The organism is Sphingobium scionense (assembly GCF_014197035.1).
In the GTDB taxonomy this organism is placed as follows: domain Bacteria; phylum Pseudomonadota; class Alphaproteobacteria; order Sphingomonadales; family Sphingomonadaceae; genus Sphingobium; species Sphingobium scionense.
Genome location: NZ_JACIEU010000008.1, coordinates 136,944 through 158,997, shown reverse-complemented (window position 1 = coordinate 158,997; position 22,054 = coordinate 136,944). Strand labels below are relative to the sequence as shown.

Sequence of the window (22,054 nt, the reverse complement as noted above, 5' to 3'; positions counted from 1 at the left end):
GGAATTCACCATGCGTCACGCACTCAGCCTGCTGCTCGCTTCGACCGCCTGTATCGCCGCACCCGCCTTTGCCCAGGACATGGCGCCCGCCGCCGATGCGGCTGCCGACGCAGATAGCGCCGGCATCATCGTCTTCGGCCGGGGCGAGACCCGCCAGGTCCAGGAAATCACCACCCGCGACCTTACCACCCTGACGCCCGGCACCAATGCGCTGAAAGCGATCGAGAAGCTGCCCAGCGTCAATTTCCAGTCGTCCGATCCGTTCGGCAGCTATGAGTGGTCGCAGCGCGTCTCGATCCGCAGCTTCAACCAGAACCAGCTCGGCTTCACCTTCGACGGCATTCCGCTGGGTGACATGAGCTATGGCAATCATAATGGCCTGCACATCACCCGTGCCATCAGCAGCGAGAATATCGGCACCGTCCGCGTGTCGCAGGGTTCGGGCTCGCTGGGCACCCAGTCGACCGGCAATCTCGGCGGCACGGTCGAGACCTTCTCGATGGACCCCGCCGATGCGCTCGGCGCGCAGGGCAACCTCACCTATGGCAGCGACGAGACCTGGCGCGCCTTCGCCCGGCTGAGCATGGGCAGCGCCGACGGTATCCGCGGCTATGTGTCCTACGCCTATGGCTCGACCGACAAGTGGAAGGGTCAGGGCACGCAGGACCAGCATATGGTCAATGCCAAGGTCGTGATCCCGGTCGGCGACGGCAAGCTGGATGGCTGGCTCAGCTATTCCGACCGCCGCGAGCAGGATTATCAGGACATGTCGATGGACATGATCAACCGCCTGGGCTGGAAATGGGACAATACCTCGCCCGACTATGCCAAGGCGGTTCTCTATGCCGACATCGGCAATAATCGCGGCGAAACCGGCGCGCCGGTCAGCAACGCCGCCGCCGGCACCGTCTATCCCGACAATGTGACGTCGGTGTGGGACGCCTATTATGACGCCGCCGGCCTGCGCGAGGACTGGCTGGGCGCGATCGGCTACAGCACGCCACTGGGCGATCATGCCAATTTCAAGATCAAGGGCTATTACCACAATAATAGCGGCATGGGCCTGTGGGCAACGCCCTCGGTCCCCAGCCCCACTGGCGGTTCGCCGCTGTCGATCCGCACCACCGAATATGACATGGACCGGATCGGCGTGTTCGGCAGCGTCGATGCGACGATCGGCATCCAGACGCTGGAAGCCGGCGCCTGGTACGAGAATAACAAGTTCAACCAGGCCCGCCGCTTCTATGCGTTCAAGAGCCGCACCGAAGCCGGCCTCTCCTTCCGCGACTATCCCAAGAACCCGTTCGCGACCCAGTGGGAATTCGATTTCACCACCGACACGATCCAATATTATGTCCGCGACAAGGTCGACCTCGGCATGCTGACGATCAACCTGGGCTGGAAGGGCTTCAAGGTCACCAACGAGGCCGAGGCGATCGTGTCGAGCAGCTTCCCCGAGGGCAAGATCAAGGCCGAGGACTGGTTCCAGCCCCATGCCGGCTTCGCCGTCGAGCTGAGCCCCGAGGCGGAAATCTTCGGTGGCTTCACCCAGGTGACCAAGGCCTTCGCCAGCGCCACCACCACCGGCCCCTTCTCCACCAACCAGGCCGGCTTCGACCAGATCCGCGACGACCTGAAGCCGGAAAGCTCGGACACGTACGAACTGGGCCTGCGCTATAATAGTTCGCGCTTCAACGGCACGCTGGGCGCCTATCTGGTCAATTTCCGCAACCGCCTGCTGGCGGTGCAGGTCGGCAGCCCGATCCTGGGCCTCGCCTCCGCGCTGCAGAATGTCGGCAATGTCCGCGCCGTCGGTATCGAGGCGGCGGGCGACCTGAAGCTGGGCCAGGGCTTTGGCCTCTATGCCAGCTACAGCTACACCGACGCCACCTATCGCGACGATGTGCTCAACAGCTCGGACGGCACGCTGGTCGCGGCAATCAAGGGCAAGACCGTGGTCGACAGCCCCAAGCATATGCTGCGCGGCGAACTCAATTATGATCAGGGGCCGCTCTTCGGCCGGATCGGCGCCAACTATATGTCGAAGCGCTATTACAGCTACACCAACGATGCGTCGGTCGATGGCCGGGTGATCGTGGACGCCTCGATCGGCTATCGCTTCACCGACCAGATCGAAGTGCAGCTCAACGCCAGCAACCTGTTCGACAAGAAATATATCAGCACGATCGGATCGGGCGGCTTTGGCAATAGCGGCGACGCGCAGACGCTGCTGGTCGGCGCGCCGCAGCAATTCTTCGTCACCGTCAAGGCGGGTTTCTAAGATGAACAAGGCCGCGCTGCTTGCCTCCGCCCTGCTCGCCGTCACGCCGCTCCCGGCGCTGGCCGAGCCGGTGCTGCTGATCTCGATCGACGGGCTGCGCCCCGGCGACGTGCTGGAGGCGGACAAGCGCGGCCTTGCCTTGCCCAATCTGCGCCGGTTCCTGACCGATGGCGCCCATGCCTCGGGCGTCACCGGCGTATTGCCGACCCTGACCTATCCCAGCCACACGACGCTGATGACCGGCGTGTCGCCAGGCAAGCATGGCATCGTCAGCAACAACAGCTTCGACCCGATGCAGATCAACCAGGGCGGCTGGTATTGGTATGCGCAGGATGTGAAGGTACCGATGTTGTGGGACGCGGCCGCAAAAGCCGGGCTGTCCACCGGCAACATCCACTGGCCGGTCAGCGTCGCCGCGAAGGGCATAAGCTGGAACCTGCCGCAAATCTGGCGCACCGGCCATGCCGACGACGCGCAACTGCTGGATGCGCTGGCGACGCCGCGCTTGAAGGCGGAGCTGGAACGGGCGGTCGGCCAGCCCTATGCCATGGGTATCGACGAGAGCCTGTCCGGTGACCAGAACAGGGGCCGGTTCGCCACCGCCCTGATCGCCGCGCACCAGCCTGACTTCCTGACCGTCTACCTCACCGCGCTCGACCATGAGCAGCATGGCAGCGGTCCCGACACGCCGGCCGCCAAGGCCGTGCTGGAAAAGATCGACGCGATCGTTGGCGACCTGATCGCGGCCGAGCGCAAGGCCCATCCCGACGCGCTGATCGCGCTGGTCAGCGACCATGGGTTCGAGGCGACGCATAGCGGCCTCAACCTGTTCCGCCCCTTCATCGACGCCGGCCTCATCACCCTTGGCGCAGACGGCAAGGTCGCGTCGTGGCAGGCCATGCCCTGGATTGGCGGGGGATCGGCCGCGATCATGCTCGCCCGGCCCGACGACAAGATGCTGGCCGACAAGGTGAAGGCCTTGCTCGACAGACTGGCCGCCAACCCCGCCAACGGCATCGACCGCATCGTCGACCGGGCGGCGATGGCGAAGCTCGGCGGCAATCCGCAGGCCAGCTTCACGATCAACCTCAAGCCCGGCTTCGTCACCGACATCTTCCGCGGCGCCAATGCGCCGCTGGTCGCGCCGACACCGGTCAAGGGCATGCACGGCTATTTCCCCGGCCCGGCCAATCTGCGCGCCACCTTCATGGCGATGGGACCGGGGGTGAAGCCGGGCAAGGATCTGGGCCTGATCGACATGCGCGCGATCGCGCCCACATTGGCCAGGGCGATGGGCGCCAGCCTGCCCGACGCGGAGGCGGCGGCGATCGACCTGCGCTGATCCACCCGGCAACGGATCGTTTCCGGCTGCGACGATGGACTTCATTACCCCCGCGACATAATTTCGCGCCCAATCCAACAGGGTCATTTTCGGGGTAATCCACATGCAGCAGCGCTACAGCCTGGCCGCCATCATCCTGCACTGGGCGATCGCCGCCCTGCTCGCCTTCCAGATCGCCGTCGGCTGGGCGCTAGGCAGTCTGGGCGCGCGCGGCTTTGCGCTGTTCCAGTTGCACAAGTCGATCGGCATCACCGTGCTGCTGCTGACGCTGCTGCGCATCGCCGTGCGCTGGTGGAAGCCGCGCCCGGCCAAGCTGGAGGGCGGCTGGCAGGGGGCGCTGGCGTCCGGCGTCCATGTCGGCCTCTATGCCTTCATGCTGGGGGCGCCGCTGACCGGCTGGGCGCTGGTCTCGACCGCCAAGGTCAAGGTGCCGACCCTGTTCTTCGGCGTCATTCCCCTGCCCCATCTGCCGCTGCCGATGGCGAGCCATGGCCTGGCCGAAGGCGGCCACAGCCTGCTCGCCTGGATCGGCATTGCGCTGGTCGCGCTGCATGTCGCGGGCGCGCTGCGCCACCATGTGATGATGCGCGACGGGCTGATCTGGCGGATGGTGCCGGGCCGTTCGACCGCCTTGCTGATCGGCCTGCCCGCGCTGATCCTCGTCGGCTTCCTGCTCGGCCGGGCGATCCTGCCGGGCGCCGCGCCGGTCGCACCGCAAGCCCCCGCCGCCAATGCCGTCGAGGCGGAAGACGTGCCCGCCGAAGACAATGCCGTCGAAGCCGCCAGCAATGCGAGTGACAATGCCGCCGCCCCGGCTGCGAACGAGACTGCGGCCGTCGCCGAGGAACCCGCCGGCCCGCCGCCTGCCTGGATGGTGCAACCCGGCGGCAAGATCGGTTTTTCGGTCGGCAACAGCGGCGAGACGATCAGCGGCAGTTTCTCGAAATGGACCGCGAAGATCGTGATGGACCCCGACCATCCCGACAGCGCCGACATCAAGGTGACGATCGACATGGCATCGGCCAGCGTCGGCGACGCCTATAAGGACGGCATGCTGCCGGGCGACGAATTCTTCGGCAGCGCCGCCCACCCGACCGCGACCTTCCTCGCCAAGGGTGCGGAGAAGACCGGCGCCAACGCCTATCGCGCCCATGGCACGCTGACATTGAAGGGCGTGGCCAAGCCGCAAGCGATCCGCTTCACCCTGTCGGGCAGCGGCAAGACCCGCAAGGTCAGCGGATCGGCCAGCATCGCCCGCCTGCCCTTTGGCGTGGGCAATGGCGACAGCAGCACTGGCCTCGATCCCAAAGTAACGGTGACCTTCAACTTTGACGCCAAGACGCAATAAGACCATGCGATGCATGGATTAACGTAACGGTTTCTGCCAAGAAGCGGACATGGAACGACAGAGCCGGCATCGCCGAACGCAGATTGAGGATGGGGTGTTCGTCGCCCTGGTGGTGCTGGTTTCCATCGCCTTCGCGTTGGTGGTGGAGCCCTTCTTCGGGGCGATATTGTGGGGCGTGATCGTCGCCATCCTGTTCATTCCGGTGAATCAGGGACTGCTCAAGCTGATCCCCGGCCATCGCAACAGTTCGGCCCTGCTGACGCTGCTGCTGATCATTGCGATCGTGATCGTGCCGGCCATCATCCTGTCGATCGCCCTGGTGCAGGAAGCGACCGCGCTCTACGGCCAGATCAATGTGGGGAAGATCAACATTCCCCACATGTTCGCGCAGTTCCAGTCGGCATTGCCGGACTGGGCGTCGATCGGCCTGCGGCGGCTGGGCATATCCAATTTCGCCGCGGTCCAGCGGCTGCTGACCGACGGCCTGACCGCCAGTTTCCGCACCGTCGCGGCCCAGGCCTTCCTGATCGGCCAGGGCGCCTTCAGCTTCATCATCGCGCTGACGGTGATGCTCTATCTCACCTTCTTCCTGCTGCGTGACGGACTGGACCTGGCGCGCAAGCTGGACCGCGCCGCGCCGCTGCGGGTGCTGCATCGGCGTGCCCTGATGCGGCAATTCGTCATCGTCATCCGCGCCACGATCAAGGGCAGCATCGTCGTTGCCATATTGCAGGGGCTGATCGGCGGGCTGGTGTTCGGCGCATTGGGCATTTCCGGCGCGCTGCTGTGGGGCGTGATGATGGGCTTCTTCTCGCTGCTGCCGGCCGTCGGCACGGGCCTCATCTGGGCGCCGGTGGCGATCTATCTGCTGGCGACAGGCGCGATCTGGAAGGGGCTGATCCTGATCTTCTGCGGCATGTTCGTGATCGGCATGGTCGACAATCTGCTGCGCCCGATACTGGTCGGCCGCGACACCCGCATCCCCGACTATGTGGTGCTGATCACCACGCTCGGTGGACTGCAATTGTTCGGCTTCAACGGCATCGTCATCGGGCCGGTGATCGCCGCCCTGTTCATCGCCACCTGGCAGATCGTGATCCGCACCCGCTCCCACGAAGCGGGCGCGCCACCGCTCACCTTCTAGACCCTGATCGTCTGAGGTGGCAGCGCTCCGCGCTTTCACCGATGACGTGAATCAGAGTCTAAAGCCGGAGAATCAGCCGGCTTCCAGCGCCGCGCCGGCCTCCATCCAGACCTCCTCGGCGGCTTCCAGCTTCTTTTCGATCGCGGCGCGCTTCACCATCAGTTCGCTGGTGGTCATCTTCGCCTCGGCACCGGTCGCGCTCTTGGGATCGAACAGCACCGCGTCGATGCGCTTGCGCTCGGCGATCAGCGTGGACATCTCGCGCTCGGCCTTGTTGACGGCATTCTTGAGCGTCTTCTGCTTCTCGCGCCATTCGGCGGCGGCTTTCTTGTCCGCCTTGCGGTCGACCTTGGGCGCATCGCCGCCAGAGGGATTGCCGTCCGCCTTGCGCAGGATGATATCGGTATAGTCATCCAGCGAACCGTCGAACGGCTGGGCCGTGCCATTGTCGACCAGCACCAGCCGGTCGGCGACCAGTTCGATCATGTGGCGATCGTGCGAGACGATCACGACGGCGCCCGAATATTCGTTGAGCGCCTGCACCAGCGCCTCGCGGCTGTCGACGTCCAAGTGGTTGGTCGGTTCGTCGAGGATCAGCAGGTGCGGCGCATCGCGGGTGATGAGCGCCAGTGCCAGACGCGCGCGCTCGCCACCCGACATGGAGCCGACCTTCTGCGTCGCGCGCTCGCCCGAAAAGCCGAAACGGCCGAGCTGGGCGCGCACCGCACCGGGCGTCGCCCCCTTCATGACGCGGGTCATATGTTCCAGCGGCGTGTCGGTGACGTCCAGTTCCTCCACCTGATATTGGGTGAAGTAACCGACATTCATCTTGGCCGAGCTGTTGATGGCGCCTTCCATCGGCGCCAACTGCGCCGCGATCAGGCGGGCCAGCGTGGTCTTGCCGTTGCCGTTGCGGCCGAGCAGCGCGAGGCGATCGTCGGGATCGATACGCAGATTGACCCGGCGCAGGATCGGCGTGTCGTCATAGCCGACCGAGGCCATGTCCATGGTGATGAGCGGCGGGCGCAGTTCGGCGGGGCTGGGAAAGCCGAAATGCAGGCTCGGATCCTCGATCGCGGCCGCGATCGGCTGCATCCGGGCCAGTGCCTTGGCGCGCGACTGGGCCTGTTTCGCGGTCGAGGCGCGCGCGCTATTGCGGGCGACATAATCCTGCAGCTTCTCGCGCTCGGCCTGCTGCTTGCTGCGCGCGGCCTCCTGCTGGGCCAGGCGCTCGGCCCGCTGGCGCTCGAACGCGTCATAGCCGCCGGGATAGAGGGTGACCTTGCCGCCCTCCAGATGCAGAATGAAGTCGACCACATTGTTGAGCAGGTCGCGCTCATGGCTGATGACAACCACGGTGCCGCGATAGGCCTTGAGGAAATTCTCCAGCCACAAGGTCGCTTCGAGATCGAGATGGTTCGACGGTTCGTCGAGCAGCAGCAGGTCCGGGTTGGAGAAGAGCAGCGCAGCCAGCGCCACGCGCATCTTCCAGCCGCCCGAATAGCTGTCGAGCGGGCGGCCCTGCATTTCCTCGTCAAAGCCCAGGCCAACGAGGATGCGAGCAGCGCGTGCGGGCGCGGTATAGGCGTCGATCGTGGTCAGCCGTTCATAGATATGGCCGAGGCGATCGGGGTCTTCGGTATGCTCCGCCTCCGCCATCAGCTCGGCGCGTTCCTTGTCGGCGGCGAGCACGGTATCGAACGGAGTGGCGGTGCCCGAGGGGGCTTCCTGGGCGATATAGCCCAGCCGCGTGTCGCGCGGCATGTCGCAGCTGCCCTCGTCCGGGTCGAGCTGGCCGATCATCACCTTCATCAGGGTCGACTTGCCGGCGCCGTTGCGGCCGATGAGGCCGACGCGGCTGCGCGGCGGCAGCGCGGCACTGGCGCGGTCGAGGATGGTGCGGCCGCCCAGGCGCACGGTGATACCGTTCAAGTTAAGCATGGCCGCGCCTGTAGCAGAGCTGCGGCGGAGGGTGAAGCGGCTTGGCGGCCTTGCGAAAACTGCAAAGTATATAGTGTCGCAGAGGTCGCATTTGTGCCGCTGCCGGTCCGCAGCCACGACTTCGCAATAGGAGATTTTTGCGAAATGACGTACCCGAGGCGTGAGAAATGGGGGTGAACCAAGGCCCACCCCGCTAAGATCAGATGCCGTCGACCGCCTTGCTGACCAGGATATTGACCGCGACGCGGCGATTCTGCGCCTTGCCTTCGATCGTGTCGTTGCTGGCCAGCGGATCGGCCTCGGCCATGCCGGTGGGCGTCAGCATGCGATAGGGCTTCCAGCCGCATGCCTGCTGCAGATAATTGACCACGCGAGCGGCGCGCTTTTCGCTCAGTTCCTGGTTCAGCTCCTCGCCACCGGTGGAGTCGGTATAGCCGACGACCAGCAGCAGCGCGTTGCTCATGCCGTCGGCCGAGGTCGCGGCCGCACACAGATCATTCTTCGCCTGAGCCGACAGCACCGCCTTGCCGGTGTCGAAATTGACGTTGGTCGTGCCCTTCACATTATACTGGTCGATCTCGCCCATGCGGCCACGCAACGCCTCGGTCGCGGCGGTCTGTTCGTCGAAGCGCTGGGCGGTGCCGTTGCTGATCATCGACGCGGTTTTCATATCCTTGCCCTGCAAGGCGATCTTGCTGGCGACCAGCCCTTCGCCGGCCTGCAAAGTCTTGACCGTCACCGGCAGGCCGTTGAGCAGCGAGGTCGCGGCCAGATGGTCGCGGCCCAGGCCGAACAGCCCCTTGCTGGCGCTGATCTTGGTCTGGTCGTTGATAGTGATGACGCTCTTGCTGCCGTCGGCGGCGGTCACCTGCATCCGGTCGCCGCTGCGCGCGGAGATGATGCCCTTGACTTCCGGCCCCTCCGTCAGTTCGGCCGCCGGCATGGCAACGCTGGCCGACACATCGGCCGGCGGCGCGTCCTGGGCCTGGTCCTGCGCCACGACGGCTGCCGGGGCGGCCCCGGCCAGCAGGGCAAGCATCACACAATATTTTTGGTTTTTGGACATGATAGGCATCACGCTGCTCCTTCACTTCTTGTTCGGTCGGGCCTGCAGCATTGCAGCTTGTCGTCCGACGGCGGTCGCCCAATGGCGTTTCCTGCCGTCAGAACCCCCTCTTCTGACCTTGATAAATTTTGACGTCTTGGCGCCGTGGGATGCGCCAGACACATTGCCTGTTCGTGTCCAGCTTTCTGTCACATGAACAGCATGTGTGGAGCCCGTGTTGCGCAGCCGAGATGAGCGGATGATGCGGCAAACCGAAGGGGAATATCGAAAATGTTAACGCAACATATTCGGAAGATGGCAGCTATAGATTTGCCCCACACTTCACCGTCACCCAATCTCTTGTTGTGAAGAAAAAAAACACAGACTCCGTGGAACAAATTCGCAATTTCTATTTTTGCCCTTTCCAAACATTGACTTGAAACCATCTTGAACCCACTGGCGCGCGCAGGGCGGTGAGCCAGTCCGCGCGGCAGACCGGCTGGCTGCGGCGCAAGGCGATCACCGTCGAGGATCGCCGAGATTGGCTGTGGCGATATGGCCACAGCAGGAAATATTCGCATAATTTGCGTAAAATTGACACTGCGAGGCATTCTCATTCTTGTTGCGATTGCCTCGCAACATCCCCTAGGACGGCGCCCAATCATCTGCGTCCAAGAATAGGGGTCCATCATGCTGTCGAAATATCACTGGCTCGCCGGCGCCGCGCTCTGCGCCGTCGCCCTTCCCGCCGCCGCCCAGACCAATGCCGCACCGGCCGAGGATAATCGCGACGACCAGATCGTCGTCACCGGCACCTATACCCTGCCCGACAAGATCGACACCGCAACGGGCCTTGGCCTGACGGTGCAGGAAACCCCGCAGTCGGTCAGCATCATGACCGCACAGCGCATCCTCGACCAGAATCTGATCAGCGTGAAGGACGTCATCGTCAACAGCGTCGGCGTGTCCGCCAATGAGGTCGACGATGTCCGCAACAATTTCTACGCCCGCGGCTTCGAGATCCGCAATACCCAGGTCGACGGCGTGCCTGCCGCCTGGACGCTGGCCGGTGGCAATGGCGAGACCAGCATCGACGTGTCCATCTATGAACGGGTCGAGATCGTGCGCGGCGCGACCGGCCTGCTGTCGGGCGCGGGCGACCCGTCCGCGTCGGTCAACCTGGTGCGCAAGCATGCCGACGCCACCGAATGGACCGGCTATGCCAATGCCAGCATCGGCAGCTGGAACAGCTGGCGCCTGTCCGCCGATGTCGGCGGCGCGCTGACCAGCGACGGCCGCATCCGTGCCCGGCTGGTCGGTCGCTATGAGGAAGGCGACAGCTATATCGACCTGCAGAACAAGAAGAAGTGGGTGCTTTACGGCGTGGTCGATGCAGACCTGACCGACAGCACGCTGGTTCGTGTCGGCATGAGCCACCAGGACACCAAGCCCAAGGGCGCGACCTGGGGCGCGCTGCCCACCTTCTATACCGACGGCACCACCACCGACCTGGCCCGATCACAGAGCACGGCGGCCGACTGGACCTATTGGAACAGCACCAACCAGAATATCTTCGCCACCATACGCCAGGAATTTGGCGAGAAATGGAACCTGACGGTCAATTACAACCGCCTGCGCAACACCGGCGATACCCAGCTCCTCTATCTCTACGGCAATGTCGACAAGGCGACCGGCACGATCGAGTCGAGCAATCCCTACAAGTCGAAGAGCGACAGCGTGCAGAACAGCATCGACGCGCAGCTCAAGGGATCGGTCAGCCTGTTCGGCCGCGACCATGAGATCGTCGTCGGCGCGCTGCACAGCGTATTGAAGCGCCACACCGACAATTATGTCGCGCCCTACACGGAGAATGTTCCGGCCTGGGGCACCGGCCTCAACAGCTGGGCGACCAATGTGCCGGTGATCGGCGCGGGCGGCGCCGACTTCCCCGAGCCGGTCTGGGGCACCGACGCGGTGCGCAACGAGCAGGAGCGGATCGAGCAGACCGGCTATTATGGCGCCTTCCGCCTGAACGTCGCCGACCCGTTCAAGATCATCCTGGGCGGCCGCCTGTCGAGCTGGAAGCAGAAGGGCTTCGCCTGGAGCGGGCCGAGCGACTATGGCGACGACAATGTGTTCATCCCCTATGTCGGCGCGCTCTATGACGTGACGTCCAACCACCGCGTCTATGCGAGCTATACCAAGATCTTCCAGCCGCAGAATCTGTTCGACCGCAATCTGCAGTTGCTCGATCCGCTCGATGGCAATGCCTATGAAATCGGCCTCAAGAGCAACTTCTTCGGCGACGCGCTGCAGACCTCGATCGCGCTGTTCCGCATCGAGCAGGACAATGTCGGCCAGATCGGCGATGTCATCATCGGCCCCAACGGCCCGCAGCAGACCTATGTCGCGGCCGAGGGCGTGACCAGCAAGGGCTTCGAACTGGAAGCGACCGGCCAGCCGCTGCCGGGCTGGAACATCAACGCCAGCTACAGCCAGTTCAAGGCGGAGGATGGCGACGGCGTGGCCGCCAACACCAACCAGCCGCGCAAGCTGCTGAAGATCTTCACCACCTATGACATGCCGGGCGTTCTGACCGGCCTGACCGTGGGCGGCGGCATCAACTATCGCTCCAAGGCCTACTCGGAAGGGTTGAACCCGGTCACCGCCGCGCCCTTCCGCTTCCAGCAGGATGGCTATACTTTGGTCAGCCTGATGGCGCGCTATGCGGTGACCGAGCAGCTGCAGCTCCAGGCCAATGTCGACAATCTGCTCGACAAGAAATATTACAGCCAGATGGGCTTCTTCAGCCAGTATCGCTACGGCGCCCCGCGCAATTTCACGATCAGCGCGAATTATAAGTTCTGATGCTGAAAGGGCGCCGTGGGAGACCAGGGCGCCCTTTTGGTTTGGGATGGACGCATGCTGACGCAGGTTCAGCATGCGGAATGGCGCAACGCCGTTTTTTAGGTGGTTTTCAGACGGCCTCCTATCCCGTCATGCCAGCGAAGGCTGGCATCTCAAGCAGGCACACGCGAGGTAAACGAACAGCGCAAGACGGCTAACCTCCCTCTGTCATCGCCTGAGACCCCAGCCTTCGCTGGAGTGACGGAGTTGGGTGGTGGGTTCAACGGGTGACGGCAACACTTTAATCTTTTGAGGAAGATGGAGTGTCGCGATGAAGCAGCGTCGTCGGATCTATTGCACGGCCAGCCAGCGAGCGGAGATATGGGACCGCTGGCAGCGCGGGGAATCGATGAGTTCGATCGGGCGACGGTTTGATCGAGGGTCATCGTCGGTATTTTCGGTGATTTCGCCGACCGGCGGTATTAGGCCGGCCGATCGCAAGCGTGGCCGCCTTGCGCTGAGCCTTGCCGAGCGGGAGGAGATATCGCGGGGCCTGAGCGTCAGTGAACCCTTGCGTGCGATAGCACGGCGACTGGGCCGCGCGCCTTCGACGATCAGTCGTGAAGTCAGGCGTAACGGCGGTATTGCACGGTATCGGGCGACCGCATCCGATCAGGCAGCATGGGACCGTGCCTTGCGACCCAAGTCCTGCAAGCTGGCTTGTTCGCCGCCACTGGCCCGGGCAGTATCGGCCAAGCTGCGCCGCAAATGGTCACCGGAACAGATTGCGGGGTGGCTCAGGCGCAGCTTTCCCAAGGAGCCGCACAGGCAGGTGTCACACGAGACCATCTACAGAAGCCTTTACATACAGGCGCGCGGGGTTCTGAAGAAGGAACTGCTGGAGCATCTGCGCGCCCGGCGCACCATCCGCAGGTCGCGGCACGCCAGCCTCAAGCGCCACGGGCTGAGCCAGATCAAGGATGCCGTGTCGATCAGCGAGCGTCCCGCGTCGGTCGAGGACCGCGCCATTCCCGGCCACTGGGAAGGCGATCTGATCGGAGGCACGAAGAACAGCTACATCGCAACGCTGGTCGAACGGCATTCGCGCTATGTGATGCTGGTCAAGGTCGCCAACAAGGACACAAGGAGCGTCGTGTCGGCGCTGATCAGGCAGACGCAGCGCCTGCCGCGCGAACTGTACAAGTCGCTCACCTGGGATCGCGGCAAGGAACTGGCCGACCATTCCCGCCTCACACTGGCTACCGATGTCGAAGTCTATTTCTGCGATCCGCAGTCGCCCTGGCAGCGCGGCTCCAACGAAAACACCAATCGTCTGCTGCGGCAATATTTCCCCAGAGGAACAGATCTGTCGTTATACAGCCAGGCCCAGCTGAGTGCCGTTGCCCGGCAACTCAACGAAAGGCCAAGGAAAACGCTCGAATACCAAACACCCGCAGAGCGTTTCCAAGCCTGTGTTGCCGCCACCCGTTGAACCCACCGTGGTAAGGCGACAGTCTGGTTTTGGAGAGATGAACGGCGATAGCTGACGGTGCGCCTTAAAAATTATTAGGCAACGATCGCACGATTGCGAACGCCACTCTATTCCGCCTCTGGCCAAGCCGCTTCATCTTCGACTGGGTTCGGCAACCTGCTCTCCATCCAGTCTGCGATGGTTCCGGGCCTCGTGTCGCGATCTTGGCATTCGATTACCCATCCGAGGTAATCTCGCGGGCCGCCGTTTAGGTATGGCGGCGGGGACACGGGCTTGAACACCGTGGGCAACCGTTCGGAAAGTGACAACTCGTTGAGAACGTAAGCGATCTCTTGAACGGCATTCCATGCGAGATGATGGTCAAGGTTCAGCGAGAACTTCACCCACCATCCAGCGTCGCTCATTCCTGAACCGAAGCCACCCCAAGGAGTGTCATTGGTCTGAACAGACGGTATTCGCGCGAGATATGTGAGTAGCTTGTGGAAGCCGCGATCATGCTTGGTCATATCCATGGGTTGCCAGCATATCCGAGTAAGTTCAGCAATCCACCAGATTTCGTCTTCGGCGTCTGACGTGCCATCCAAAAGAGTGGCCGGTTTCAAGAATGAGGATGATCTTGTGAAGTGGCCAAAAATGGTCGCTTTCAGACTATCCTCCCCTGCAAGTGGAGGTGGCTGGCCGTAGGCCAGACGGAGGGGTGTCCCCCCTCTCGATAGGGCGACACCCCTCCACCACTTCGTGGTCCCCCTCCCCTTGCAGGGGAGGATTTTACAGCCGCTTCCGGCCAATCCGATCCGAAGAACCCGGCGACGTTATGCGCCGCCGGGCTCCTCATTTTCAGAAGCGATCCGCGTTCATGACCTTGGTCCAGGCGGCGGCGAAGTCGGCGACGAACTTCTCCTTCGCGTCGTCCTCGGCATAGACTTCGGCGACGGCGCGCAGTTCGGAATTGGAGCCGAAGATCAGGTCGACCGGGGTGGCCGTCCACTTCGCCGCGCCGCTGGCGCGGTCCTTGCCGTCATAAAGGCCCGGCGTCGCCGACTTGCTCCACACCGTGTCCATCGTCAGCAAATTGACGAAGAAGTCGTTGCTGAGCGTGCCCGGACGGGTGGTCAGCACGCCATTCTTGGAGCCGCCGCTATTGCCGCCGAGCGCCCGCATGCCGCCGACCAGCACGGTCATTTCCGGCACGGTGAGGTCGAGCGCGTCGGCCTTGTCCACCAGCGCATCGGCCGGGCTGACCTCCGCCTTGGGGCCATACCAGTTGCGGAAGCCGTCCGCCTTGGGCTCCAGATAGGCGAAGGAGGCGACATCGGTCTGCGCCTGCGCGGCGTCGACCCGGCCGGGCGTGAAGGGCACGGTGATGCTGTAACCGCCCTTCTGCGCTGCCTGCTCGATTGCGGCGTTACCGCCCAGGACGATGAGGTCGGCCATCGACACCTGCTGACCCGATTTCGCGAAATCCTTCTGAATCGCGGTCAGCTTCGTCAGCACCTTGTTGAGTTCCGCCGGGTCGTTGACCGCCCAGCCCCGCTGCGGGTCGAGCCGCAGGCGCGCGCCATTGGCGCCGCCGCGCATGTCGGTGCTGCGGAAGGTCGCGGCCGAGGCCCAGGCGGTGCGCACCAGTTCCGGCCCGGTCAGGCCCGACGCCAGCACGGCGGCCTTCAGCTTCGCCTGATCGGCGGCGCTGACGGGGGCGAAGCTCGCCTTGGGCAGCGGATCCTGCCAGCTATAGCTTTCGGACGGGATGTCCTTGCCGAGATAGCGGGCCTGCGGGCCGAGGTCGCGATGGGTCAGCTTGAACCAGGCGCGGGCGAAGGCCTTGCTGAACAGTTCGGGATCCTTCTGCCAGCTTTCCAGCACCTTGCGGAAACCGGGATCTTCCTTGAGCGCGATGTCGGTCGTGAACATGATCGGCGCGTGCCGCTTGTCCTTCACATGCGCGTCGGGGACCATCTGCGCGGTGGCGGGATCGGTCGGGATCCACTGGGTCGCGCCGGCCGGGCTCTTGGTCTTGATCCAGTCGAAGTTCAGCAGATTGTCGATATATTGGGTGGTGAACTGGGTCGGCGTAGCGGACCAGGCGCCTTCGAGGCCCGAGGTCAGCGTATCCTCCGCATTGCCCTTGCCGCACTTGTTCTTCCAGCCAAGGCCCTGGTCCTCGATGCCGGCGGCAGCGGGTTCCGCGCCCAGGCATTCCTCGGGCTTCTTTGCGCCATGCGCCTTGCCGAAAGTGTGGCCGCCCGCGATCAGCGCCAGCGTCTCCTCGTCATCCATCGCCATGTTGCCGAAGGCGCGGCGGATGTCAGCGGCGGCACCCTTGGGATCATGATTGGCGCCGGGGCCTTCGGGGTTCACATAGATGAGGCCCATGGTGGTCGCGGCGAGCGAGCGCTTGAGCGAACCGTCGGGATTGGAGCGCTCGGTCCCCATCATCTTGGTTTCCGGCCCCCAATAGACGACGTCCGGCTGCCAGGCGTCGATGCGGCCGCCGGCAAAGCCCACGGTCTTGAAGCCCATATCCTCCAGCGCGACATTGCCGGACAGGACCATGAGGTCGCCCCAGCTCAGCTTCCGGCCATATTTCTGCTTGATCGGCCAGACCAGGCGGCGCGCCTTGTCAAGGCTGACATTGTCGGGCCAGCTGTTGAGCGGATCGAACCGCTGTTCGCCGCCGTCCGAGCCGCCACGGCCGTCGCCGACGCGATAAGTGCCGGCGCTGTGCCAGGCCATGCGGATGAAGAAGGGGCCATAATGGCCATAGTCGGCCGGCCACCAGGGCTGCGACGTGGTCAGCACCTTGCGGATGTCGGCCTTGACCGCTTCCAGGTCGAGGCTGTTGAATGACTTCACATAATCATAGTCGGCGCCATAGGGATTGGCGCGGGTCGCCTCATGCTGGCGCAGCGCGGTGAGGTCCAGGCGATTGGGCCACCAGTCCTTGTTGGTCATGCCGCCGGGCTTCTCATTGACGGGCGGCTTGGGCGCCTCGGTCACGGTGTCGGCCTGCGGCGACGGCTTGGGATCGGCGGCGAGCGCCGGGCTGGCGAGCAGCGCACACGCCAAAGCGAATGTGGAAATGCGGGTCGTGGACATGTTTCTCTCCCCTGTCCTGTTCGGCCTGTTCAAGGCGCGAAAAGGGGTAGTCCTGCGCGGCGCCGGATCGAAACGAATCGAATCCGTCACAGTGATCGGATTTTCCTATGAGAGAGGGTGGATCGGAGGGGCCGCCCGTTTCTACCCGTCACCCCGGGCTTGACCCGGGGTCCCGCTACTGCGTCAGACAATCTGGTCGAACAGATCCTGCCAGTCCGGATTGGCGCCTTCGATCAGGTCGAACTTCCATTGCCGGCGCCAATGCTTGAGGCGCTTCTCATGAGCGATGCAACTGAGCATGTCGTCACCCCGCTGTGCCCACACAAGCCGGGCCAATCCATAGCGAGCGCAGAAGTCGGACCCCGTGCCGGATCGATGCTGATGGATTCGGGCGGCAAGATCGGCGGTCACGCCGACATAGAGCGTGCCCCGATACCGATCGGCCATGATGTAGACCCATCCGCCCTGCCGTTCGCGCGCCATGGTGCGAACATTTGCGAAGCGGGACCCCGGGTCAAGCCCGGGGTGACGATGTGGTGGGTGCCGCCGCATAGAGGGTGAACTGGCCGTGCAGGCCGCCGGTCGAGGACTGGCCGACCCACAGGTCGAACAGGCCCGGTTCGGCGATGCGGCGGTTGCCGGCACCGACGAACTCCAGGTCGGTGCGCGACAAGGTGAAGCGGACCTGGGTGGAATCGCCCGGCGACAGGGTCACGCGCTGGATACGCTTCAATTCGCGGATCGGGCGGGTGCGGCTGGCGACGCGATCGCGGATATAGAGCTGCACCACCTCGCTGCCCTTGCGCTTGCCCTTGTTGGTGAGGCGCGCGGTGATCTCGACCGCGCCGTCCCAGCGCAGCGCAACGTCGGACAGCTTCAAATCGCTGAGCTGAAAATCGGTGTAGCTGAGACCATGGCCGAAGGGGAAACGGGCGCTGTTGTCGGTGGTGGCATAGCGCGCCTTATATTCGGTGCTGCCATTGTCCACCGTCGGTCGGCCGGTCGACTTGCGGTCGTAGAAGAAAGGCTCCTGCCCGCTTTCCCAGGGGAAGCTGACCGGCAGCTTGCCCGAGGGATCGACCTTGCCGAACAATATGTCGGCCAGCGCATGGCCGGTTTCCGAGCCGAGGAACCAGGTCGCGAGCAAGGCCTGCGCATTGGCGACGCCATCATGCAGGGCGAGGGCGCGACCATGGCGCAACAGCACGATCACCGGCTTGCCGGTGGCGGCGATCGCATCGGCCAGCGCCTGTTGCGAGGACGGGAGTTCGATGCTGGTGCGCGATTGCGCCTCACCCGACATCGCCTGGGATTCGCCGACTGCCAGGATCACCACATCCGCCGCCTTCGCCGCCGCAACGGCACGGGCGATCCCGTCCTTGATCGGGCCGTTGACCGCGCAGCCCAGTTCGACCGTCAGCTTCGCCGGATCGGGCATCGCCGCGCGCAGGCCGGTGGCGATGTCGACGCCCTTGTCGGGATCGCCGTAAAAGGCCCAGGGGCCGTAGAGATTGGCCTTGTCCTCGCCGAACGGGCCGATCAGCGCGATCTTCTGCCCGGCGGCGGGATCGAGCGGCAGCACCCCGTCATTCCTGAGCAGCACCACCGATCGCGCCGCCGCCTCGCGCGCCAGCGCATGATGGGCGGGCGTGGCAATGCGGGTCTTTTCCACCGCCGCGTCGAGCGATCGCCAGGGATTGTCGAACAGACCCATCGCCGTCTTCACATAAAGGATGCGGCGCACGGCGACGTCGACCGTCGCCATCGGCACCGCGCCGCTCTTCACCAGATCGGGGATATGGCGGATATAGAGGCCGCTCTGCATCGACATGTCGACCCCGGCCAGCACGGCAAGGCGGGCGGCGTCGCGCTCATCCTCGGCAAAGCCATGGGCGATCAGTTCCTCGTCGGCGGTGTAGTCGGAGAAGACGAAACCGCGGAACTGCAATTCGCCGCGCAAGATGTCCGTCAGCAACTCGCGGTCGGCGGTCGCGGGCACGCCGTTAATCTCGTTGAAGGCGGCCATGGTGGTGAGCGCACCGGCGGCAAAGGCCTTGCCGAAGGGCGGCAAATGGGTTTCGCGCAGCGTCTCGTCACTGATGTCGACGCTGCCATATTCCAGGCCGGCCGCGACCGCGCCATAGGCGGCGAAATGCTTGGGACAGGCGAGCAGCGAATCGTCGCGGCGCAGGTCGCGACCCTGGAAGCCGCGAATGCGTGCCGCCGACAACAGGCCGGTCAGATAGACATCCTCGCCCGCGCCCTCGACCACCCGGCCCCAGCGCTGGTCGCGCGCGACATCGACCATCGGCGCGAAGGTGAGGTGCAGGCCGGCCGCCGTCGCCTCCACCGCCATGACCCGCGCGGTCTTTTCCACCAGCGCGGGATCGAAGCAGGAAGCTTCGCCCAGCGGCACGGGAAAGATGGTCTTGAGGCCGTGAATCACGTCGCCCGCCAGCAATAGCGGAATGCCGAGACGGCTGTCCTTGACCGCGATCTCCTGAGCGCGGCGACCACCCGCGACGCCGATGCCGTTGAACAGGCAGCCGACCCGACCCTTGGCGATCTCCTGCGCCAGCCTTTTCTCGTCCTGGATGCCAACGCTGGGATTGGGCGGATTGAAAGGCCGGAAGCTGTCGGCGAGGCAGGTCATCTGCCCGGCCTTTTCCTCCAGCGTCATCTTCGCGATCAGCGCGTCGACGCGGGCAACGTCGGCCTGCGCCAGCGCGCGGCGGGGAATGCCAAGGGCGAGGACACCGCCCAGGGTGCGGATCAGAAGGTCGCGGCGATCAAGAGTCATGCGGGCAAGAGTCATGCGGGAGAGAGCGTAACCGGGGAAGAATGAACGGGGCTTGTCCAAAGACAAACGGACTTCCGCCGTTTTTGTTGCGCTGCGGCAATAAGCCTGCGGCGCGACGCCCCGATGCCGCGATCAGGCCACCGGGCGAATCATGTTACGCGAATCAGGGGCTGATATCAGGCCTGGGCCGACAATTTGGTGCCGACCACGCCGATCACGATCAGCGCCATGAAGCCGATCTGGGCCATGTTGACCCGATCGCCATAGAGGATCATGCCGCCGATGATGACACCCACGGCGCCAAGGCCCGTCCAGATCGCATAGGCGGTGCCGGCCGGCAGATCCCGCATCGCCAGCGCCAAAAGGCCCATGTTGAGGAAACTGAGCGTGATCGGCACGGCCGATGCCTGCCAGCTGCCGATAGTGGCGGCCCATTTCAGGCTCAATGCCCAGATGATTTCGGTGAATACGGCGATGCCGAGAATGACCCAGGCCAAGCGACGTTCCTCTTGCGGTAACGGGCTCGGCTGGTGCGGCGCGCGGACCGGAAACCCGAAAGAGGCGGCGCGCCGAATAGGGCAATGGTGGACAGGGTTGGGTTCGAACCAACGTAGGGGAAACCCCGGCAGATTTACAGTCTGCTGCCTTTAACCACTCGGCCACCTGTCCAGTGCCCTGCACGGAGGAAAATTGCTGTCCCGCCGCGCTGGAGGCGGCTCAATGGCGAAAGGAGGCTTGCCTGTCAATGGGGTGATGTGAAAAGAGCGAAAACATGAAAAGAGGACATCGTACCGGCAAGCCGAAAGGCGCCTTCCCCCGCTTCTACGGACGCCACGCCATCACGGCCGCGCTCGCCAACCCGAACCGCATCGTGCGCAAGATCTGGGGCACGCGCGAAGCCATCGGCGCGCTCGACCTGCCGCCCGTGTTGCCGATCGTCTATTCCGACGTCGCCGACATGGGTCGCATGGTGCCGTCGGATGCGCCGCATCAGGGCATCGTCGCCGAAGTCGAACCGCTGGACGATGTCTGGCTGGGCGACGTGCTGGAACAGGGACGGGACGACCGGCGCCCGATTCTGGTGCTCGACCAGGTGACCGACCCGCATAATGTCGGCGCGATCCTGCGTTCGGCCGCCGCCTTCGACGCACTGTGCATCGTCACGCAGGACCGGCATGCGCCGCCCGAATCGGGCGTGCTGGCCCGCGCCGCGTCGGGCGCGCTGGAAACCGTGCCCTGGGTGCGGGTGGTGAACCTGGCCCGCGCGCTCGAAGAGATTGCCGAGGCCGGTTATTGGCGCATAGGCCTGGATGGCGACTGCGACACCGTGCTGGCCGACGCGATCGGCGAATCGCGTGTCGCGCTGGTGCTGGGCGCCGAGGGCGAAGGGCTGCGCCACAACACCATGGCGCATTGCGACATTATCGCTAAGCTGCCGATCAGCCCGCGCATGGAGAGCCTGAACGTCTCCAACGCCGCGGCGATCGCCCTCTACGCCGCCACCAGCCGGTAAGCGGCCGCCGGGCACCATCTGCGACGATCCGGCAAGGGCGCCCTGCCCTGCCGGATCGTCGCGCAGACGAGCGGGGGTTCGCCATGGTCCTATTGTCCCGCGCGGCGGGCGCACTGGCTGCGCTGCTGATGTTGCCCGGATGCCTGGTGACACCCGGCAGCTTCACCTCCACCCTCGACATTCGCGCCGACCGCAGTTTCGCCTTTGCCTATAAGGGCGAGATATTGGCGTCGGACATGGACAAGGCGCTGGGCGGCCTCAACAGCGATGCGGAGGATGATCCGCTGGAAGGCGTCACCCCGCCCGAGGGCGAGGAGGCCGTGTTGCAGAAGGTGGCGCAGAACCAGAGCAAGACGCCCGCGCCGCCTGCCACCACCCAGTTCGACAAGGCCAGCGGCGACGACGCACAGATGCAGGCGATGGCGAGCGCCCTGACCAAGGAAAGGGGGTTCCGGTCGGTCCAGTATCTGGGCGATCATAAATTCGCGATCGACTATGCGATCAGCGGAAGGCTGGATCATGCCTTCCTCTTCCCCTTCAACATCGACGCGCAGATCGTCCTGCCCTTCGTCGCGGTGGAAATGCGCGGGGCGGACCGGGTCCGGGTGAAGGCACCGGGCTTTTCCAACGGTTTCGACAAGAGCCAGGGGCCGGCCGGCATGGGTGGCGGATCGGGCGACGCCGCCGCCAAGGCGCTCAACGGCACGTTCACGCTGACCACCGATGCGGAGATCGTCAGCCAGAATCAGGAAGAGGGCGCAACCACCGTGCCGGAGGGCAAGCGCATCATATGGACCATCACGCCGCTGACCGGCGATGCGCCAGCCGCGACGTTACGGGTCAGGCCCTGAAGTAAGGAATCAGTCTTCCGGCGCGATGGTGACGCGCAGGCCGTCGAGCGCGTCGCTCAGCACGACCTGACAGGACAGGCGGCTGGTGTCGTTGCGATGATCGCTGCTGTCGAGCAGGTCATTCTCGTCCTCGCTCATCGCCGGCAGGGCGTCGGCAAAGGCCGGGTCGACATAGACATGGCAGGTCGCGCAGGAGCAGCAGCCGCCGCACAGCGCAAGCAGCTCGTCAAAGCCATGATCGCGAATGACTTCCATCACCGAGAGACCCTTGTCCCCCTCAACAGTCTGTTCAGCACCATCACGGTTGACCACGATCAGCTTCGGCATCTACCCATTCCTTTTGGACTTATCTCC

16 protein-coding genes and 1 tRNA gene are annotated in these 22,054 nt (G+C 64.3%); 8 read left to right on the top strand and 9 right to left on the bottom strand.

The window, feature by feature from the left end:
• Window positions 1-10: 10 nt before the first annotated feature.
• The 4 genes from GGQ90_RS11290 to GGQ90_RS11275 all read left to right on the top strand — a co-directional run bounded on the left by GGQ90_RS11290 (window position 11) and on the right by GGQ90_RS11275 (window position 6,115).
• Entirely contained in the window at window positions 11-2,281 is a 2,271-nt protein-coding gene (locus GGQ90_RS11290; RefSeq protein ID WP_188082258.1) for a TonB-dependent receptor, read from the top strand.
• A 1-nt stretch (window position 2,282) separates the two neighbouring features.
• On the top strand, window positions 2,283-3,623 hold the full coding sequence (locus GGQ90_RS11285; RefSeq protein ID WP_188082257.1) for an alkaline phosphatase family protein: 1,341 nt from the start codon (window positions 2,283-2,285) through the stop codon (window positions 3,621-3,623).
• Window positions 3,624-3,726: 103 nt separating this feature from the next.
• The gene (locus tag GGQ90_RS11280; RefSeq protein ID WP_188082256.1) at window positions 3,727-4,971 is read left to right on the top strand and encodes a YceI family protein; all 1,245 of its coding nucleotides are present in this window, start codon (window positions 3,727-3,729) and stop codon (window positions 4,969-4,971) included.
• A 49-nt stretch (window positions 4,972-5,020) separates the two neighbouring features.
• Entirely contained in the window at window positions 5,021-6,115 is a 1,095-nt protein-coding gene (locus GGQ90_RS11275) for an AI-2E family transporter (protein ID WP_188082255.1), read from the top strand.
• A gap of 72 nt (window positions 6,116-6,187) precedes the next feature.
• Here the strand turns inward: GGQ90_RS11275 and GGQ90_RS11270 are convergent, their stop codons facing one another.
• Both GGQ90_RS11270 and GGQ90_RS11265 read right to left on the bottom strand, forming a co-directional pair.
• On the bottom strand, window positions 6,188-8,056 hold the full coding sequence (locus tag GGQ90_RS11270) for an ABC-F family ATP-binding cassette domain-containing protein (RefSeq protein ID WP_188082254.1): 1,869 nt from the start codon (window positions 8,054-8,056) through the stop codon (window positions 6,188-6,190).
• Window positions 8,057-8,255: 199 nt separating this feature from the next.
• Window positions 8,256-9,131, bottom strand: a complete 876-nt coding sequence (locus tag GGQ90_RS11265) for an OmpA family protein (protein ID WP_188082253.1) — start codon at window positions 9,129-9,131, stop codon at window positions 8,256-8,258.
• A gap of 660 nt (window positions 9,132-9,791) precedes the next feature.
• Between GGQ90_RS11265 and GGQ90_RS11260 the strand changes: the two genes are divergently transcribed.
• Both GGQ90_RS11260 and GGQ90_RS11255 read left to right on the top strand, forming a co-directional pair.
• Complete coding sequence (locus GGQ90_RS11260) at window positions 9,792-11,969, top strand: TonB-dependent siderophore receptor (RefSeq protein WP_188082252.1); 2,178 nt, start codon at window positions 9,792-9,794, stop codon at window positions 11,967-11,969.
• A gap of 310 nt (window positions 11,970-12,279) precedes the next feature.
• Window positions 12,280-13,440 carry an IS30 family transposase gene (locus tag GGQ90_RS11255; RefSeq protein ID WP_188082251.1) on the top strand — a complete coding sequence of 387 codons (1,161 nt, stop codon included), beginning with the start codon at window positions 12,280-12,282 and terminating at the stop codon, window positions 13,438-13,440.
• Window positions 13,441-13,547: 107 nt separating this feature from the next.
• Here the strand turns inward: GGQ90_RS11255 and GGQ90_RS11250 are convergent, their stop codons facing one another.
• The 6 genes from GGQ90_RS11250 to GGQ90_RS11225 form a co-directional block, all read right to left on the bottom strand.
• Window positions 13,548-13,952 carry a hypothetical protein gene (locus GGQ90_RS11250; protein ID WP_206435126.1) on the bottom strand — a complete coding sequence of 135 codons (405 nt, stop codon included), beginning with the start codon at window positions 13,950-13,952 and terminating at the stop codon, window positions 13,548-13,550.
• A gap of 325 nt (window positions 13,953-14,277) precedes the next feature.
• Entirely contained in the window at window positions 14,278-16,536 is a 2,259-nt protein-coding gene (gene katG / locus GGQ90_RS11245) for a catalase/peroxidase HPI (protein WP_188082250.1), read from the bottom strand.
• Window positions 16,537-16,719: 183 nt separating this feature from the next.
• Complete coding sequence (locus tag GGQ90_RS11240) at window positions 16,720-17,019, bottom strand: GIY-YIG nuclease family protein (protein ID WP_188082249.1); 300 nt, start codon at window positions 17,017-17,019, stop codon at window positions 16,720-16,722.
• Window positions 17,020-17,050: 31 nt separating this feature from the next.
• Window positions 17,051-19,336 carry a glycoside hydrolase family 3 N-terminal domain-containing protein gene (locus GGQ90_RS11235; RefSeq protein WP_188082248.1) on the bottom strand — a complete coding sequence of 762 codons (2,286 nt, stop codon included), beginning with the start codon at window positions 19,334-19,336 and terminating at the stop codon, window positions 17,051-17,053.
• A gap of 176 nt (window positions 19,337-19,512) precedes the next feature.
• Window positions 19,513-19,833: a DMT family transporter gene (locus GGQ90_RS11230; protein WP_188082247.1), complete on the bottom strand. Its 321-nt coding sequence runs from the start codon at window positions 19,831-19,833 to the stop codon at window positions 19,513-19,515.
• Between the two features lie 85 nt (window positions 19,834-19,918).
• Window positions 19,919-20,005 (bottom strand) — tRNA-Tyr (locus tag GGQ90_RS11225).
• A gap of 103 nt (window positions 20,006-20,108) precedes the next feature.
• On the opposite strand from GGQ90_RS11225, the gene GGQ90_RS11220 reads away from it, so the two are divergent.
• Together GGQ90_RS11220 and GGQ90_RS11215 are read left to right on the top strand one after the other, a co-directional pair.
• On the top strand, window positions 20,109-20,849 hold the full coding sequence (locus GGQ90_RS11220; RefSeq protein WP_188082246.1) for a TrmH family RNA methyltransferase: 741 nt from the start codon (window positions 20,109-20,111) through the stop codon (window positions 20,847-20,849).
• Window positions 20,850-20,932: 83 nt separating this feature from the next.
• The gene (locus GGQ90_RS11215; RefSeq protein WP_188082245.1) at window positions 20,933-21,700 is read left to right on the top strand and encodes a hypothetical protein; all 768 of its coding nucleotides are present in this window, start codon (window positions 20,933-20,935) and stop codon (window positions 21,698-21,700) included.
• 9 nt (window positions 21,701-21,709) lie between these two features.
• On the opposite strand, the gene GGQ90_RS11210 is transcribed toward GGQ90_RS11215, so the two are convergent.
• Entirely contained in the window at window positions 21,710-22,027 is a 318-nt protein-coding gene (locus GGQ90_RS11210) for a 2Fe-2S iron-sulfur cluster-binding protein (RefSeq protein ID WP_188082244.1), read from the bottom strand.
• Window positions 22,028-22,054: the final 27 nt, after the last annotated feature.

Excerpts from the sequence above, each read along its gene's own strand:
- GGQ90_RS11255 (WP_188082251.1), top strand. The coding sequence starts at position 12,280 with ATGAAGCAGCGTCGTCGGATCTATTGCACGGCCAGCCAGCGAGCGGAG.
- GGQ90_RS11270 (WP_188082254.1), bottom strand. The coding sequence starts at position 8,056 with ATGCTTAACTTGAACGGTATCACCGTGCGCCTGGGCGGCCGCACCATC.
- GGQ90_RS11220 (WP_188082246.1), top strand. The coding sequence starts at position 20,109 with ATGAAAAGAGGACATCGTACCGGCAAGCCGAAAGGCGCCTTCCCCCGC.
- GGQ90_RS11210 (WP_188082244.1), bottom strand. The coding sequence starts at position 22,027 with ATGCCGAAGCTGATCGTGGTCAACCGTGATGGTGCTGAACAGACTGTT.
- GGQ90_RS11260 (WP_188082252.1), top strand. The coding sequence starts at position 9,792 with ATGCTGTCGAAATATCACTGGCTCGCCGGCGCCGCGCTCTGCGCCGTC.
- katG (WP_188082250.1), bottom strand. The coding sequence starts at position 16,536 with ATGTCCACGACCCGCATTTCCACATTCGCTTTGGCGTGTGCGCTGCTC.
- GGQ90_RS11240 (WP_188082249.1), bottom strand. The coding sequence starts at position 17,019 with ATGGCGCGCGAACGGCAGGGCGGATGGGTCTACATCATGGCCGATCGG.
- GGQ90_RS11285 (WP_188082257.1), top strand. The coding sequence starts at position 2,283 with ATGAACAAGGCCGCGCTGCTTGCCTCCGCCCTGCTCGCCGTCACGCCG.
- GGQ90_RS11265 (WP_188082253.1), bottom strand. The coding sequence starts at position 9,131 with ATGCCTATCATGTCCAAAAACCAAAAATATTGTGTGATGCTTGCCCTG.
- GGQ90_RS11280 (WP_188082256.1), top strand. The coding sequence starts at position 3,727 with ATGCAGCAGCGCTACAGCCTGGCCGCCATCATCCTGCACTGGGCGATC.
- GGQ90_RS11215 (WP_188082245.1), top strand. The coding sequence starts at position 20,933 with ATGGTCCTATTGTCCCGCGCGGCGGGCGCACTGGCTGCGCTGCTGATG.
- GGQ90_RS11275 (WP_188082255.1), top strand. The coding sequence starts at position 5,021 with ATGGAACGACAGAGCCGGCATCGCCGAACGCAGATTGAGGATGGGGTG.
- GGQ90_RS11250 (WP_206435126.1), bottom strand. The coding sequence starts at position 13,952 with ATGGATATGACCAAGCATGATCGCGGCTTCCACAAGCTACTCACATAT.
- GGQ90_RS11235 (WP_188082248.1), bottom strand. The coding sequence starts at position 19,336 with ATGACTCTTGATCGCCGCGACCTTCTGATCCGCACCCTGGGCGGTGTC.
- GGQ90_RS11290 (WP_188082258.1), top strand. The coding sequence starts at position 11 with ATGCGTCACGCACTCAGCCTGCTGCTCGCTTCGACCGCCTGTATCGCC.